Source organism: bacterium, assembly GCA_019637795.1.
Taxonomy (GTDB): domain Bacteria; phylum Desulfobacterota; class Binatia; order HRBIN30; family CADEER01; genus JAHBUY01.
The window spans coordinates 839,616-854,560 of record JAHBUY010000001.1 but is presented as its reverse complement, the minus strand read 5'-3'; the positions used below and the strand labels follow the sequence as shown (position 1 = coordinate 854,560).

Genomic DNA, 14,945 nt, shown 5'->3' with positions numbered 1-14,945 from the left:
CCACCCGCGGATGACTTCGCCGCCCGCGTGAGATACCCATGCGCCCGCCGATGATCGATCCGCAGCGCGCGCCCTCGTCCCTGCTCGCCGGCTATCGCGGCGGCGGCGGCTACGACGAGTGCGTCGCCGACGACGGGCGGCCGCGCCCGCACTGGGCGCCGGTGCTGCACGCGCTCGACGCGCTCGGCGGCGACGAGCTGGCGCAGCGCCATCGCGAGGCGCGGCGGCTGCTGCGCGAGCACGGCGCCACCTACAACGTGTACGAGGATCCGCAGGCGATCGAGCGCTTGTGGCCGCTCGATCCGGTGCCCCTGCTGCTCACCAGCGCCGAGTGGCAGGCGATCGAGCATGGCCTGGTGCAGCGCGCCGAGCTGCTCGAGCTGGTGCTCGCCGATCTCTACGGCCCGCAGGCGCTGGTGCGGCGCGGGCTGCTGCCGCCCGAAGTCGTGTTCGCGCACGCCGGGTTCGCGCGCCCGTGCGTCGGCGTCGCGCCGGCCGGCGGTCGGCACCTGGCGCTCTATGCCGCCGACCTGGCGCGCCTGCCCGGCGGCGGCCGCTGCGTGCTCGGCGACCGCAGCCAGGCGCCGAGCGGCGTCGGCTACGCGCTGGAGAATCGCGTCGTCCTGTCGCGCATCCTGCCCAGCGTCTTCCGCAACGCGCACGCGCACCGGCTGCCGCCATTCCTGCGCCGCGTCCGCGCCACCCTGGCGGCGCTGGCGCCGGCCGGCGGCGACGATCCGCAGATCGTGCTGCTGACGCCGGGGCCGGGCAGCGAGACCTTCTTCGAGCAGGCGCTGCTCGCCGGCGAGCTCGGCTGCACGTTGGCGCAGGGCGACGATCTGACGGTGCGCGATCAACGGCTGTGGCTGCGCACCCTCGACGGGCTGCAGGCGGTGGACGTCGTGCTGCGGCGCGTCGACGGCGCCTTCTGCGACCCGCTCGAGCTGCGGCCCGATTCGCTGCTCGGCGCGCCCGGCCTGCTGCAGGCGGTGCGCGCCGGCCACGTCGCGGTGCTCAACCCGCTCGGCAGCAGCGCCGTCGAGAATCCGGGGTTGATGCCGTTCCTGCCGGCGCTGGCGCGCGCGCTGCTCGGCGAGGAGCTGGCCCTGCCGTCGGTGCCGACCTGGTGGTGCGGCGACCCCCAGTCGCGCGCCTACGTGCTCGAGCATCTGCCCGAGCTGGTGGTGAAGCCGATCGATCCGCACGCCAGCCGGGTGACGGCGTTCGGCGACGAGCTCAGCGCCGCCGATCTCGACGCCCTGCGCGCCCAGATCGAGTGGCGGCCCGATGCCTTCGTCGGCCAGGAACGGGTCGCGCTCTCGACCGTGCCGGTGTGGGCCGGCGGCGCGCTCGAGGCGCGGGCCAGCGTGCTGCGCGGCTTCCTGGTGGCCGACCGCGACGGCTACGCGGTGATGCCCGGCGGCCTCTGCCGGGTGGCGCCCTCGCCGTCGACCCTGATGGTCTCCAACCAGCAGGGCGGCGTCAGCAAGGACGTCTGGGTGCTCGCCTCCGAGCCCGAGCCGGAGGTCGGCGTGCTGGTGCCGGCGACCCATCCACTGCTGGTCGAGCGCGGCGGCCAGGACGTGCCGGGGCGCGTCGCCGACAATCTCTTCTGGATCGGCCGCTATGCCGAGCGCGCCGAGGCGACGGCGCGGGTGCTGCGCGAGGCGCTGAACCGCGTCCTCGACGGCGATGCGGCGCCGCGCGATGCGCACCGCGCCGCCCTGCTGCGCGCCGTCACCTGGGTCACCGGCACCTTCCCCGGGTTCGCCGGCGCCGGCGCCGCGGAGCGCGCGGCGGTCCCCGATGGCGAGCTGCGCGGGCTGCTGTTCGATCGCGCCCGCGTCGGCGGCGCCCGCTTCAACCTCGAGGCGCTGGCCCGCGCCGCGCGTGCGGTGCGCGACCGCCTCTCCACCGACACCTGGCGCGTCCTCACCGCCATGCAGCGCGCGCTCGCCGACGGCGCCAGCCTGGAGGCGGCCCCGGAGCGCATCGAACAGTTGCTGCTCCTCCTCGCCGCCTTCGGCGGCCTCAGCGCCGACAGCATGAGCCGCGGCCAGCGCTGGCGCTTCCTCGAGATCGGCCGCCGCCTCGAACGCGGCCTCGGGGTCGTCAACCTGCTGCGCGGCCTGTGCCCGCCCGGCACCGACATCGCCGCCGTGCCGTGGGAGGCCCTGCTCGCCGTCGCCGATGCCTCGATCACGTACCGCCGCCGCTACCGCGCCACCGCCGATGCCGGCGCCGTGCTCGATCTGCTGATCGACGACGAGAGCAATCCGCGCTCGCTCGCCTACCAGCTCCTGCAGCTCGACGCGCTGCTCGACGGCCTCACCGCCGGCGCCGGCACGCCCGGCGCGGCGCGCGAGGCGGTGCGCGCCGCGCGCGGCGAGTTGCGCCACCCGGGCCCGACCACCGGCCGCGCCCTGGATCACGGCCTCGACGACACGCTGCAGCGGATCGGCGCCGCGCTGGGCGTCGCCGCCGATGCGCTCGCCGCCGCCTACTTCAGCCGCGGCGACCGGCCGCAACAGTTGGTGCGGGTCGCATGAGGTACCGCATCGTCCACCGCACCCGCTACGTCTACAGCCAGCCGGTGGTGCTGGCCCACAGCGAGGCGCGCATGCACCCGCGCGCCACCGCCATCCAGACCTGCGCCGCCGCCGCGCTGGCCATCGATCCGCCGCCGCAGCAGCGCGCCGAGCACGAGGATGCCTTCGGCAACCGCGTCCTCTACTTCGCCGTGCAGGAGCCGCATCAGGCGTTGACGGTGACGGCGACGAGCGAGGTCGAGATCGGCGCGGCGGCCGCGGCGCCCGCATCGCCGGCGTGGGAGACGGCGCTGCAGCGGCTGCTCGAGAGCGCGCAGCCGGAGACCCGCCTGGCGCGGCAGTTCCGCCTCGACTCGCCCGGCGCCGCCGTCACCGCCGAGGTGCGCGCCTATGCGGCGCCGTCGTTCTCCCCGGGGCGGCCGCTGCTCGAGGCGGTGGCCGACCTCAACCAGCGCATCCATCGCGACTTCACCTTCGATCCCGAGAGCACCACCGTCGCGACGCCGCTCGGCGACGTGCTGGCGCAGCGCCACGGCGTCTGCCAGGACTTCGCGCACCTGGCGATCGCCTGCGTCCGCGCCTTCGGCCTGCCGGCGCGCTACGTCAGCGGCTACCTCGAAACCGTGGCGCCGCCCGGTCGGGACCGCCTGCAGGGCGCCGACGTCTCGCACGCCTGGTTCGCCGTCCACGTGCCCGACGCCGGCTGGGTCGACTTCGACCCGACGAACGATCTCCTGCCGACCGACCGCCACGTCACCACCGCCTGGGGCCGCGACTACACCGACGTCACCCCGCTCAAGGGCGTCATCTTCGGCGGCGGCCCGCACACCCTCGAGGTGTCGGTCGACATGCTGCGGCTCTGACGCCGCGCCGCGCCCGGACGCGACCCGCTCGACCACGCCGCGGCGCCGCCCGCGACCTCCCGATCCCGCCGCATCGCTCAGGGGCGGATCGCGAAGCCGGCGATCGCGAAGTCGCGATCGAAGCTGAGGGCCGCGGCGCAGCGGTGCGATTGCATGACCGCGAAGCTCACCGCATCGGTCAGGGTGATCCGCTGATCATCGAGCCGCGCCAGCCACTGGCGGGCGGCGGCATCGTGCTCGGCGCCCGGGTAGACGATCGCGACGCTGGGACTCGCGGCAATCCGCTCCAACATCACCGCCGCCGCGTGGATGCCGGCGTGGAAGAGCAGGAAACGGTGCACCTCCGCCAGGATGAGGCTGGTGGTCAGCAGCGGCGTGTGGGCCGCGATCGCTTCGCGCAGCGCGGCGTCGGCGGCGCGGTAATGCTGGTCGCGCGCCGAGGCGAGCGCGATCCACACCCCGCTATCGACGAGAACGGGGGCGCGACCGACGACGCGCAGCGTATTTCGTCGGCGATTCCGCAACGAAGGTGGCCTGCAGATGGCGGTCGAACTGGGCCGCGCTGTCGACCGGCAGCCCGTCCTGGATCATGCCGCTGATGGTGAGCAGGGGATCGGCGTCAGGCGGCCGCGTCAGCGCCCGCACGGCAGCCCGGATCGCCTGCGACTTGGTCCAGCCGCGTTCGTTCGCCCAGGCGTCGAGCCGAGCCAACTCGGCTTCGTCGAGGTAGACCTGTAGCGGTTTCATGATGTCCTCCACTACCACATCATGATCGTGGTCGTCAACGAAGAGCGCGCGGGTGAGCCGCGCTCGCGCCGCGCGGCTCGCTCCACAGCCGGCGGGTGCGTTCCCAGATCGGCGTCAGGGCGACGATCGGCGCGAAGCGGTAGAGCGCGGCGGTGAGCACGAGGTGGCGGTCGAGCTCGCCGGTGTCGCCGTGGAAGACGGCGAAGGCCATCAGGTAGACGCCGAGCAGGTAGGCGACGGCGAACAGGTCGGCGAAGGTGAGCTGGCAGGTCAGGACGACGCAGGCGACGGGGATCAGCGTCAGCCATCGCCACTGCGCGAACGGCAGGCGCATGGCGTGCGACCAGGGGTAGAAGTCCCAGGCGCTGGCCGGGAGGCGCAGACCGGCGAAGTAGTAGTTGAAGGCGTACGGCCAGTGCGTCATGGCGGCGTCCATTCCACCGATCAACATGCGGTGCGGCGCGAGCGTGCGCAGCCAGGCCAGGTAGGTGCCGCGCGACTCTTCGTCGAGCCAGCGCTGGAAGCGCGGCGTCGCGGCGACGAAGTCCGGGTCGTAGGCCGCCAGCATGCGGCCCCTGGCGGCGAGCAGCGCCGGCTCGTCCGGCAGGCCGCGGGCGATGAGCTCGTCGCGCAACGCGGCGTCCGGCAGGATGCGCGTCAGCACGATGTTGGTCATGCGGATCTGCCAGTTGCGGTTCTGCTTGTCGATGACGACGCTGAAGGTGACGAAGAGCGCCACCGCGATCGCGCCGGCGGCGCCGAGCGCCTTCCAGTGACGCCAGTGCCAGAGCGACAGCGCGGCGAGGACGGGCGGCACGAGAAAGAAATTCTCGACCCGGACGCCGGTGTAGAGCAGCAGGCAGGCGACCCACAGCGACAGCCGTGTCGTCGTCCAGCGGCGGCCGAGCGCCAGGCTGGTGGCGAGAAAGGCGGCGCCGAGGCTGAGGGCCAGGGATTCCGAGAGCACGGTCTCGTTCCACAGCACCACCGGCAGGGCGCCGGCGAGGACGCCGGCGGCGAGCGCGCCGGGCAGGCCGAGCGCCGTCCAGCCGAGCCCCAACCAGCAGATCAGCGACAGGATCGTCTGCGCGACCGCCGCCGCGGCGCCGCTGCCGAACAGGGAGTAGAAGAGGAACGGCACCGGCGGGCGGCCGTGGCCCCACGTCGTGTAGCTCGCCGAGTCGGGAAACACCTTGATCGGCAGGCGCCCCGCTTCCGCCGGCGGATGGGTGAGCCAGAGGAAGATCGCGAACAACGCCAGCAGCGGCAGCCAGCGCCCCGCGATCCGTGCGGCGCGGCGCGCCGCGCTGCGATCCGCCACGCGACAACCCGCCTCAGGCGGAGGCGCGGCGCTGCGCGAGCAGATGCCGCGTCTGCTCGTCGATCGAGTCCGCGAGCGCGCGCAGGCGATCGCGCAGATCCGCGGATTGCGTCTGCTCGGCGAGCGTCCGCAGTCGCTGCGCCGCTTGCTTCAAGCTGAAGATGGCCGCCTCCGCCAGCTCGACTTCGTCCACGCGCTCCTCGCTGCCCCGATCGCCGACGGAGCCTCGCATAGCGCGTTTCGTCGCCGCGGCGCCATAGCCCGCTGGCGAGCGCCGGCGTGGACGTCGGCGCCGCTGCAGGCGTATGGTGGGCGCGATGTCGCGCCTGGAGGGACGGATCGCGCTGGTCACCGGCGCCGGCAGCGGTATCGGGCGCGCCATCGCGCAGCGCCTGGCCGGTGAGGGGGCGCGCGTCGCGGTGGCCGACGTCAACGCGGCCGGCGCCGCGGCGACGGTCGAGGCGATCCGCGGCGCCGGCGGATCGGCCGAGGCGGTGACCGTCGACGTCACCGACTTCGCCGCCGTGCGGGCCGCCGCCGCCGCCGTGCGGACCCGGTTGGGCGCCGTCGGCGTCCTGGTCAACAACGCTGGCTGGGACCGCGTCGAGCCCTTCGTCGACAACGAGCCGGCGCTCTGGGATCGCCTGATCGCGATCAATCTCAAGGGGCCGATCCACTGCACGCGCGCCGTCCTCGACGACATGATCGCCGGCGGCGGCGGGGCGATCGTCAACATCAGCTCCGACGCGGCGCGCGTCGGCAGCAGCGGCGAAGCGGTCTACGCCGCGTGCAAGGGCGGCGTCGTTTCGTTCTCCAAGACCCTGGCCCGCGAGCTGGCGCGGCACCGGATCACCGTCAATGCCGTCTGTCCCGGTCCGACGCGCACGGCGCTGCTCGACGAGATCACCAGCGGCGCGCAGGGCGAGCGGATCATCGCCGCCATGACCCGCGCCATCCCCATGCGCCGGCTCGCCGCGCCGGAGGAGATCGCCGCCGCCGTGGCCTTCTTCGCCTCGCCCGACGCGGCCTACGTCACCGGCCAGGTCCTGAGCGTCAGCGGCGGCCTGACCATGGCCGGGTGAGGACGCCGCCGGCGTTCACGCCCGCCCGGGCAGGACCACCCGGAAGACGGAGCCGCGGCCGGGTTCGCTCTCGACCTGGACGGTGCCGCCCAGCTCGCCGAGCAGGCGGCGGACGATGTAAAGCCCGAGGCCGACGCCGCCCTGCAGCGGCACGCCGTCGCCGACCTGGCGAAAGGCCTCGAAGATGGTCGGCACCAGGTCGGCGGCGATCCCGATGCCGGTGTCGGCGACCGCGAATTCGACCCCATCGCCGCGCGGCGCGGCGCGCACGGTGATGCGTCCGGCGTGGGTGTACTTCGCCGCGTTGCCGAGCAGGTTCTTGAGCACGACCTTCAACTTCGCCGGATCGCTGTAGAGCGGCGGCAGCGGCGGCGGCGGCGGCCAGTCCACGATCACGCCCGGGAAGAGCGCCAGGTCGCGGCTCTCCAGCTCCAGCTCGCGCAGCACGGCGGTGGGATCGAACTCGCGCCGGTCGACGGGCAGCCGACCGGACTCCAGGCGGCTGAGGTCGAGGGTGGCGCTGATCAGCTCGAGCAGCGCCCGGGCGTTGCGCTCCGAGCGCTCGAGCGCGTCGCGCTGCTCGGGCGTCAGCTCGCCGAACGTCTCGTCGAGCAGCAGGTCCTGGTAGCCGAGGATGATGTTCAGCGGCGTCCGCAGCTCGTGCGACATGGTGGCGACGAATTCCGACTTCAGCCGGTTGGCGCGCTCGAGCTCGTCGACCAGCCGCGCCACCTCGAGGGCCAGCGATGCCAGTTGCGCGATGCCGCGGGCGATCCGCTCCTGGCGCGGACTGAAACGGGTGGCGCCGCCCCGATACTCGGCGCTCTGCAGCCCGATCAGCGCCGGGCCGCGGCGCAGGGCCAGATAGATGGCGGCGCTGACCCCGTACTGTTCGTTGACCGCGAACACCACGGGATCGCGCTCGCGATCGACCTGGGTGACGTCGTCCTCGCGCAGGCGCGCCAGCGCGCCCGCCGCCAGCGACGCGGGCAGACGCATGCTGGCGGCGAACGCCTGCTCGTCGGCGGTGTCGCCGTAGCCGGCGGCGATGCGCAGCATCGCGTCGTCGTCCTCGAACAGCAGCGTGTGGCTGCGGTCGCAGCCGAGGGCCTGCGCGGTCACCTCGCACAGTCGGGCGAGCATCTCGGGGCCGCTGAGGGAGGAGATCAGGGCCTGTCCGACGCGCGCCAGCGCGGTCGACACGGCCGCCTCCTCCTGCTCGGCCCGATGCAGGTCGGCGGCCCCCAGCACCAAGGCCGTCTGCCGCGCGATGCCGTTGAGGAGCTGCACGTCGGCGTCGACGAAGCCGGGAGCGCCCGGTTGGCGGATGGCGATGAGAGCGCCGGTGACGATCCCGCGGCCGATCAGGGGCGCGACGATGGCGGCGCCGATGCCGAGCGCGCGGAGCTGCGCGGCGGCGATCCAGGGCTGCTGCTCGGGATCACTCCACATCGCGATGCGGCCGCGGCTGATCGCCTGCGTCAGGGGGTGGTCCGGCGCCAGCGTGAGGCGCTCGACGAGGGCGCGGCCTGCCGGCGCGCCGTGCTCCGCCAGCGCGCGCAGGCTGCCGTGGGCCGCGTCGGCGATCAGCGTCGCCACCCGGTCGCAGGGCAGCAGCTCGGCGGCGCGGCGGTGGACGCGATCGAGGATCGCGCCGCGGTCGAGGGAGCCGCCGATCTCGTGCGCGATCTCGAGCAACGCCGCCCGCTCGCGGTCGGCGCGGGCCCGCTCGGTGACGTCCTCGACGATCGCCACCGTGCCGAGCAGCCGCGCCGGCTGTTCGAAGAGCGGCGCGATGAGGGCGCGCATCTCGGCGCGCCGCCCCCAATGCGATTCGTACGCGATCTCCACGCGCTCCGTGGCGTGGGTGTCGAGGACGCGGCGGTAGGCGTCGCTGATGCCCGCGCGCGCCAGGCGCTCCATCCGCAGCACGTTGAACTGGGCGGTCGCGTCGGCGCTCGGCGAGCCGAGCATCGCCAGCGCCGCCGGGTTGGCGCTGGTGACCTGGCCGCTGGGGTCGGTGAAGATGATCCCCACCGGCACCTGCTCGAACAGCAGCCGCGAGAGCTGCTCGCTCTGGCGCAGCGTCGCCTCGACCCGGGCGCGCTCGGTGACGTCGCGGCTGTTGACCACCACGCCGCGCACGGCGGGATCGTCGAGGCGGCTGCTGCCGATCGCTTCGAGCAACACCCAGTGACCGTCGCGGTGGTGGAAGCGAAAGGTGACCGGCACCGGCGCGCCGGGCGCGGCCAGGGCCTCGCCGAAGCGCTGCAGCACGAGATCGAGATCGTCGCGATGGATGAGGTCGAAGACCCGGCGCCCGCGCAGCTCGTCCGGCGCCCAGCCGAGCACGCGCCGCACCGACGGCGAGTTGTAGAGCACCGTGCCGTCGGCGCCGAGCACGGTGACGACGTCGGATGAATGCTCGAGGAGGGCGCGGAACCGCGCCTCCTCGTCGCGCAGCCCGCGGCCGGCGGTCGCCTCCGCCTCGGTCGGATCGTTCGGCACGTGTGGGTTCGCTCCGCGGCCGCGCAGCGCCGGCTGGGCCGGCGCGCCCCGCCGGCGGCCCGTGGCTGGATCTGTCTACACCACGGGCGGCGGCGCGTCAGTGCGAATTTGTGGCCGCCACCGCTGCGCGTCGACGAGCGCCCGTGCCGCTGGCCTCGCGCCGGGCGCGGCGATGCGGCATCGCCCGCCAGATGCTGCGTCGCCTGAAGGGTGCCGCCGGGGTCTCCTCGCCTCGCTGCGATTCCCACCCGCGGGCACGAGCTCCTTGCTGCGACGTCTCGCGTCCAGGCCACGCCGGCCGTCACCGGGGGCACGCCTCGGGCCGGAGGCGGTGGGCGGCGGGCGCGGATCGCATTGACTTCGCGGCCGGGCCCCGCCTAGGCACGGGCATGCTCCGCACCGTGCTGTTCGCGCTCGCCGTCGCGGCCACGACCGCCCATGCCGCGGCCCCCGATCCCGGGTACGACGCCTGGGGCGGCTGGCAGGGCATCACCACCGCCGCCACCGGGCGCTTTCGCACCGAGCGCATCGACGGCGTCTGGTGGCTGATCACCCCCGCCGGCCACGGCTTCTTCTCGGTCGGCGTCGACCACCTGCGGCCGGGAGGCGATTTCTCGCCGCCGCTCGGCACCGCGCCGTACCAGGACAACATCATCGCCAGGTACGGCAGCGAGACGGCGTGGGCGGCGGCGACCCTGCCGCGCCTGCGCGACTTCGGCATCAACACCATCGGCGCCTTCAGCGAGCCGGCGCGCTTTCCCAACGCCATCGCGTACACGGTGACGCTGGCGCTGGCGGCCAACGCGCCGGCGGTGCCGGGCGTGCCGCCGCCGCTGGTGGCGCGGGTGACGCGCGACTACTTCGACCCCGCGTTCCCGGCCGGCGTCGCGGCGAGCGTCGCCACCGCGGCGGCGCCGTGCGCCGCCGATCCGTGGTGCATCGGCGTCTTCACCGAGAACGAGCTCGGCCTCAACCAGAGCCTGGCGGCGGTGCTGCCGTACCTCGATGCCTACCTGCTGCTGCCGCCGGGCGCGCCGGGGAAGGTGGCGGCGCAGGCGTTCCTGGCCGATCGCTACGGCGGCGACGTGGCCGCGTTCAACGCCGTGTGGGGCACGGCGCTGGCGTCGTTCGACGACGTCCAGACGTTGGGCGCGCTGCTGCCGGCGCCGGCCTCGGCGCCGGCGCGGCCCACCGGCTCGCCGGCGCAGATCGCCGACCGGCGCGCCTTCGACGCCCACGTCGCGGCGCGCTTCCACCAGGTCACCCACGACGCGTTGCGGGCGCTGTCGCCCGACCTGCTGATTCTCGGCAGCCGCCTGCTGATCATGTCGACGCGTCCCGAGGTGGTGGCGGCGATCGCGCCGTACGTCGACGTCCTCACCGTCAACTACTACGAGATCGCGGCCGCGATCCTCGCCCTGGCGCCGGATTACCCCGCGGACTACGGGATCCCGTTCAGCCGCATGTTCGATGACCTCGACGCCATGCAGCGCATCGCCGGCACGCCGATCCTGATCGGCGAGTACAGCTATCGCGCCGCCGACGCCGGCCTGCCGAACACCCTGCCGCCCTTCTTCCCCACCCTGCCGACGCAGGTGGAGCGCGCCCAGGCGCTCGGCACCTATCTGCGCCGCGTGCTGGCGCGCCCGTACCTCGTCGGCGCGCACTGGTTCCAGTACATGGACCAGCCGGCGACCGGACGTTTCGACGGCGAGAACCAGAACTTCGGCCTGGTGGACATCAACGACGACCCGTGGCCCGAGGTGACCGACCGCCTGCGCGCCGTGACGGCGTCGGCGGCGCCGCGGCGCGCCCTCGCCCCCGGCTTCGCCGGCCGCGCCGGCAGCGACTGCCTGGTCGAGTGGACGAGCACCGCGCCGACCATTCCCATCGACCGCCCGTCGCCGCGCTCGCGCTTCGTCTGCCGCGACGGCGATCCGCTCTGCGACACCGACGCCGTCGCCGGCCAGTGCACGATCGAGCTGCAGCCGTGCACGCCCGGCGACGACCGCCGCGTCGCCTGCCTTGGCGAGATCCCGAGCGCCGTCGCGGTCGGCCGCCTGGCGCCGGCCGATCCGGCCATCGCCGCGGCGCTGCAGGCCAGCCTCGACACCCTCGCCGCGCCCGGCACCTGCGGCCCGGCGGTGCCGGTCGTCCTGCCGCTCAACGGCCGCCGCAGCGCCCGCCTCGCCATCCGCACCCGCGCCGACGCCGGCGCGCGCACCGACGCCGACGTCGTGCGCCTCGTCTGCCTGGCGGCGCCGTAGCGGCGCGCGGCGCTGCGCGACCATGTCGTCGCGGAATTGACCGCCGCGTCCACTCCGGCGTCGCGCCGCTGTGCTCCGCGGCGACGAGCGGGTAGAAGGCGAGTCTCGATGGCCGCGTCGCTTCGCCGCTCCCTCCTCTTCGTGCCCGGCAGCGAGCCGCGCCATCTGGCGCGCGCGCGCGCCGCCGGCGCCGACACGGTGGTGTTCGATCTCGAGGACGCGGTCGCCCCCGCGGCCAAGGGCGAGGCGCGGGGGTTGGTGGCGGCGGCGCTGCGCGCCGGCGGCTACGGCGCCAGCGAGCCGGCGGTGCGCGTCAACGCCCCCGGCACCCCGTGGTTCGGGGCCGACCTCGCGGCGACGGTGGCCGCCGGCGCCGCCGCGATCATGGTGCCGAAGGCGGAGCGCGCCGGCGAGCTGGCGGCAGTGGCCGAGCGGCTCGACGGGCTGGAGCGCGCCCACGGCCGGCCGCCGGGCAGCGTGCGGCTGCTGGCGCTGGTCGAGACGGCCGCCGGCATCGCCGACGCCTTCGCGCTCGGCGCCGCGACGCCGCGGCTCGAGGCCCTGTGCTTCGGGCACGCGGACCTGGCGCGCGACCTGCGTCTCGCCGGCGCCGACGCCGCGCGCGGGGTCCTCCACCACGCGCGCTGCGCCCTGGCGCTGGCGGCGCGCGGCCGCGGCCTGGCGGCGATCGACTGCGTCTGCCTGGCGGTGCGCGACGCCGAGGCGGCGCGCGCCGACGCGCGGCTGGGGCTCGAGCTCGGGTTCGCCGGCAAGCTCTGCATCCACCCGCAGCAGGTGGCGATCGTCAACCAGGTCTACACGCCGACGCCGGCGCAGATCGCGCGTGCCCGGCGGGTGGTGTCCGCCTGGCGCACGGCGCGGCGCGACGGCCACGCCGTGCTCACGCTCGACGGGATGATGGTCGACGCGCCACTGGTGGCGGCCGAGGAGCAGGTGCTCGAGCGGGCCCGCCAAGCCGGCGCGCTGGCGACCGGCGACGAGGAGGAGACGGCATGACGACCCCCACGGACGAGACGACAGGGAACCGGCGCCACTTCCGCTTCCATGCGCCGCACGCGCACCTGGCGCCGACCTTCGGCGAGGGCTGGTTCGGCGCGTCGGCCGAGCGCTTCGCGCGCTTCTTCGGCACGCCGACGTTCCTGGTGGTGCAGACGATCATCGTCGGCGTCTGGATCCTCGCCAACGTCGTCGGCCTCGTGCAGTTCGACCTCTATCCCTTCATCCTGCTCAACCTCGCGTTCAGCCTGCAGGCGGCGTACGCGGCGCCGCTGATCCTGCTGGCGCAGACGCGACAGGCGGATCGCGACAAGGCGCACGCCGACGCCGACGCGCTGCACCGCGAGGACCTGGCGCGCGCCAGCATCGAACGCCAGGAGCTGGCGGCGCAGGAGACCGCCGCCCTCCGAGCGCTGATGGATCAGAACACCGAGCTGACGCGCATCACCCGCGAGCTGGCGCAGCGCATCGAAGAGCTGACGCGCCAGATCCACGGCCGGGTGGTCGCCCAGCCGGACCAGCCTTGATCTGACGAAAACACTTCACCACGGAGAGTACTGATCTCGAAGCCCGCTCGGCGTTCATCCCAAAGTTCATTGGAAATGGAGTGAGAAGGCCCCGCGCCTTCGCTATGGCACCGAGTCCTCCGTGTCGACGTGTCTCCGTGGTGAAGGTGTTTGTCGTATCTGGACCGGCCCGGGCGCGCGCCGCTCAAGCGTCCTTCTTCTTCAACTGGCTCTCGTTGAGGCGGATGAACTCGCGGATCTCGTCGCCGCGTTCCAGCAGCTTGAGCCACTGCTCCTGGTAGAGCGTGACCGGAAAGCGGCCGAGCCCGTAGACGCTCACCGCGCCCTTCTCGCTGACCTTCAGGCTGACCTGCCCCGGCTTGGCCTTCGCCTGCTGGCGCAACGCCTCGTTCTCTCTCTTCAGCCGCTCGAGCTCGGCGGCGACATCGTCCTGTGACACGCGATCCTCCCGCGAAGGTCCTGGTTAGCCTCGATGTGACGAAAACATTTCACCACGGAGGCACGGAGACACGGAGTAACCTAAACAAGAGAGGGTTCGGGGGCGAGATCCCCAACGCCATCAGCAATGACCATAGGGATTCCACCAACCAGCCATCCTGCCGCTGTACCCTCCGTGTCTCCGTGCCTCCGTGGTGGGAGTTCTTTTTCAGATCAAGGTTGGCTAGTTGCCCCCGTACTGCGCGCCCAGGAGCGCGAACGCAATGCTGCGCTGGCCGCAGACCAGGCATTCGATCAGATCGGCCTTGTTACCGGCGCAGGCGTCGAGATGGCCGACGTCGGTCTCGCTGCACAGCGAGCTGATCTTCGACGACAGTTTGCCGGTCGCCTTCTGCAGGGCCGCCGCGACGTCGCCGTCGCTCGGCGGCACGAAGCCGCCGCTCATCGAGCCGATGCAGCGCTCGGCGCCCGAGCCCGCGGTGGCGTTCCTGTTGCGGTCGTTCAGGCACTTCTGGCTCGCCTTCAGGTAGGCGTCGAGGAAGCCGGCGGCGTTCTTGCCGATGGCGCCCTGGCAGCGGCGGGCGTTGGGGTCGTTGGTCGGCTGCAGGGCGCCGTACTGGGTCGCGATCGCGTCGACGATGCCCTGGTGGTGGGCGGCGAGCAGGCAGTCCGCGAGCCCGGCGGCGGTGGACGCGCAGAGGCCGAGCGCGGCGACCGCGGGATCGCCGCACTTGCCGCCGATCAGCGCCCGCAGCTTGCTCTCCGCCTTGGCGAGCGCCGCGGCGGCCTTGGCGTCGGCGGGCGCGATGGCGCCGGCGGCGCTGCCGGCGCAGAGGCCGATCGGGTCGCCTGGGGTGCCGCTCGCCTGCAGCGCCTTGAGGCAGCTCTGCGCCGCCTTCAGGCCCTGCTTGGCATAGAGGGCGCCAGCTTTGGCGATCGCCTTCTGGCAGGACTGGCCGTCGTCGGCGACCAGCGCCGGGTCGAGCGGCGCGACGTCGAGGCACAGATTCGGCGCCGGCGTCGGCGTCGCGGTCGGCGTCGGCGAGGGCGCGGACGAGACGATGCTCAGCGTCGCCAGCGCCGCGGCGTCGCCGCTGGGCGCGCCGTTGAGGTTGACGTCGTTGCCCCAGCCGCGCAGGTGGACGGTGCCGACGAACGTGGGCGGCGCGGTCCAGCGGAAGCTGAACTCGATGATGTGCAGCAGGTCGCCCGCTTTGGGCGCGCTGTGGGTGATCTCCTGTCGACCGCCCAGGCCGGACACCGTCTGCGTCCCGCCGGCGAAGAGCCCGCCGGTGGAGAGCGTGCCGTCGTCGGCGGCGACGTTGAGGCCGCCGGCCGGCTGCGCGGCGGTGCCGAAGATGGTGAGCGTGTAGTCGGCGGTATTGCCGGGGGCCACGGTCGTCGGTCCGCTCAGGATGACGGTCGGCGTCACCCCGCCGGTGTGGCAGGCCGGGCAGCCGCTCGGCCCGAAGACCGTGCTGGCGATGCCGGTCGAATAGGCGCGGCCGACGGCGGGCTGGCAGATGATCGCCATCGCCACGGCTGCCCAGACCAGGCGCTGCCCGATATCCCTGTACATGGTCCGTCCCCCGGGAAAAGATCGCTCCTGCGAGCCATAGCACGGAC

The 14,945-nt window shown here is 73.8% G+C and carries 13 protein-coding genes; 6 read left to right on the top strand and 7 right to left on the bottom strand.

Annotation, left to right across the window (positions count from 1 at the left end):
- Nucleotides 1-38 precede the first annotated feature (38 nt).
- Together KF840_03635 and KF840_03630 are read left to right on the top strand one after the other, a co-directional pair.
- A complete protein-coding gene (locus KF840_03635) occupies nt 39-2,549 on the top strand; it encodes a circularly permuted type 2 ATP-grasp protein (protein MBX3023982.1) in 2,511 nt (836 codons plus the stop codon).
- Nucleotides 2,546-3,412 carry a transglutaminase family protein gene (locus tag KF840_03630; protein MBX3023981.1) on the top strand — a complete coding sequence of 289 codons (867 nt, stop codon included), beginning with the start codon at nt 2,546-2,548 and terminating at the stop codon, nt 3,410-3,412. The genes KF840_03635 and KF840_03630 overlap by 4 nt, the downstream gene beginning before the upstream one ends.
- A gap of 77 nt (nt 3,413-3,489) precedes the next feature.
- Here the strand turns inward: KF840_03630 and KF840_03625 are convergent, their stop codons facing one another.
- The 4 genes from KF840_03625 to KF840_03610 are packed head-to-tail and all read right to left on the bottom strand — an operon-like array spanning nt 3,490 to nt 5,673.
- Nucleotides 3,490-3,870, bottom strand: coding sequence for a type II toxin-antitoxin system VapC family toxin (locus tag KF840_03625; protein MBX3023980.1), 381 nt, complete (start codon nt 3,868-3,870; stop codon nt 3,490-3,492).
- A 4-nt stretch (nt 3,871-3,874) separates the two neighbouring features.
- A complete protein-coding gene (locus tag KF840_03620) occupies nt 3,875-4,171 on the bottom strand; it encodes a CopG family transcriptional regulator (protein MBX3023979.1) in 297 nt (98 codons plus the stop codon).
- Nucleotides 4,172-4,193: 22 nt separating this feature from the next.
- A complete protein-coding gene (locus KF840_03615; protein ID MBX3023978.1) occupies nt 4,194-5,480 on the bottom strand; it encodes a hypothetical protein in 1,287 nt (428 codons plus the stop codon).
- A 13-nt stretch (nt 5,481-5,493) separates the two neighbouring features.
- Complete coding sequence (locus tag KF840_03610; GenBank protein ID MBX3023977.1) at nt 5,494-5,673, bottom strand: hypothetical protein; 180 nt, start codon at nt 5,671-5,673, stop codon at nt 5,494-5,496.
- Between the two features lie 124 nt (nt 5,674-5,797).
- On the opposite strand from KF840_03610, the gene KF840_03605 reads away from it, so the two are divergent.
- Entirely contained in the window at nt 5,798-6,562 is a 765-nt protein-coding gene (locus KF840_03605; GenBank protein MBX3023976.1) for a glucose 1-dehydrogenase, read from the top strand.
- A 15-nt stretch (nt 6,563-6,577) separates the two neighbouring features.
- Here KF840_03605 and KF840_03600 read toward each other — a convergent pair whose 3' ends face one another.
- Nucleotides 6,578-9,070 (bottom strand): PAS domain S-box protein, encoded by a 2,493-nt coding sequence (locus tag KF840_03600; protein MBX3023975.1) that lies wholly within the window; start codon nt 9,068-9,070, stop codon nt 6,578-6,580.
- Between the two features lie 389 nt (nt 9,071-9,459).
- Between KF840_03600 and KF840_03595 the strand changes: the two genes are divergently transcribed.
- From KF840_03595 to KF840_03585, 3 genes are all read left to right on the top strand, one after another.
- Nucleotides 9,460-11,337, top strand: coding sequence for a hypothetical protein (locus KF840_03595; GenBank protein MBX3023974.1), 1,878 nt, complete (start codon nt 9,460-9,462; stop codon nt 11,335-11,337).
- A gap of 108 nt (nt 11,338-11,445) precedes the next feature.
- The gene (locus KF840_03590; GenBank protein MBX3023973.1) at nt 11,446-12,354 is read left to right on the top strand and encodes a CoA ester lyase; all 909 of its coding nucleotides are present in this window, start codon (nt 11,446-11,448) and stop codon (nt 12,352-12,354) included.
- A complete protein-coding gene (locus KF840_03585) occupies nt 12,351-12,881 on the top strand; it encodes a DUF1003 domain-containing protein (GenBank protein ID MBX3023972.1) in 531 nt (176 codons plus the stop codon). The genes KF840_03590 and KF840_03585 overlap by 4 nt, the downstream gene beginning before the upstream one ends.
- Nucleotides 12,882-13,065: 184 nt before the next feature.
- Here KF840_03585 and KF840_03580 read toward each other — a convergent pair whose 3' ends face one another.
- Both KF840_03580 and KF840_03575 read right to left on the bottom strand, forming a co-directional pair.
- Complete coding sequence (locus KF840_03580; GenBank protein MBX3023971.1) at nt 13,066-13,320, bottom strand: hypothetical protein; 255 nt, start codon at nt 13,318-13,320, stop codon at nt 13,066-13,068.
- A 222-nt stretch (nt 13,321-13,542) separates the two neighbouring features.
- Complete coding sequence (locus KF840_03575; GenBank protein MBX3023970.1) at nt 13,543-14,898, bottom strand: hypothetical protein; 1,356 nt, start codon at nt 14,896-14,898, stop codon at nt 13,543-13,545.
- Between the last annotated feature and the right edge of the window lie 47 nt (nt 14,899-14,945).

Excerpts from the sequence above, each read along its gene's own strand:
- KF840_03585 (MBX3023972.1), top strand. The coding sequence starts at position 12,351 with ATGACGACCCCCACGGACGAGACGACAGGGAACCGGCGCCACTTCCGC.
- KF840_03605 (MBX3023976.1), top strand. The coding sequence starts at position 5,798 with ATGTCGCGCCTGGAGGGACGGATCGCGCTGGTCACCGGCGCCGGCAGC.
- KF840_03630 (MBX3023981.1), top strand. The coding sequence starts at position 2,546 with ATGAGGTACCGCATCGTCCACCGCACCCGCTACGTCTACAGCCAGCCG.
- KF840_03590 (MBX3023973.1), top strand. The coding sequence starts at position 11,446 with ATGGCCGCGTCGCTTCGCCGCTCCCTCCTCTTCGTGCCCGGCAGCGAG.
- KF840_03575 (MBX3023970.1), bottom strand. The coding sequence starts at position 14,898 with ATGTACAGGGATATCGGGCAGCGCCTGGTCTGGGCAGCCGTGGCGATG.
- KF840_03635 (MBX3023982.1), top strand. The coding sequence starts at position 39 with ATGCGCCCGCCGATGATCGATCCGCAGCGCGCGCCCTCGTCCCTGCTC.
- KF840_03595 (MBX3023974.1), top strand. The coding sequence starts at position 9,460 with ATGCTCCGCACCGTGCTGTTCGCGCTCGCCGTCGCGGCCACGACCGCC.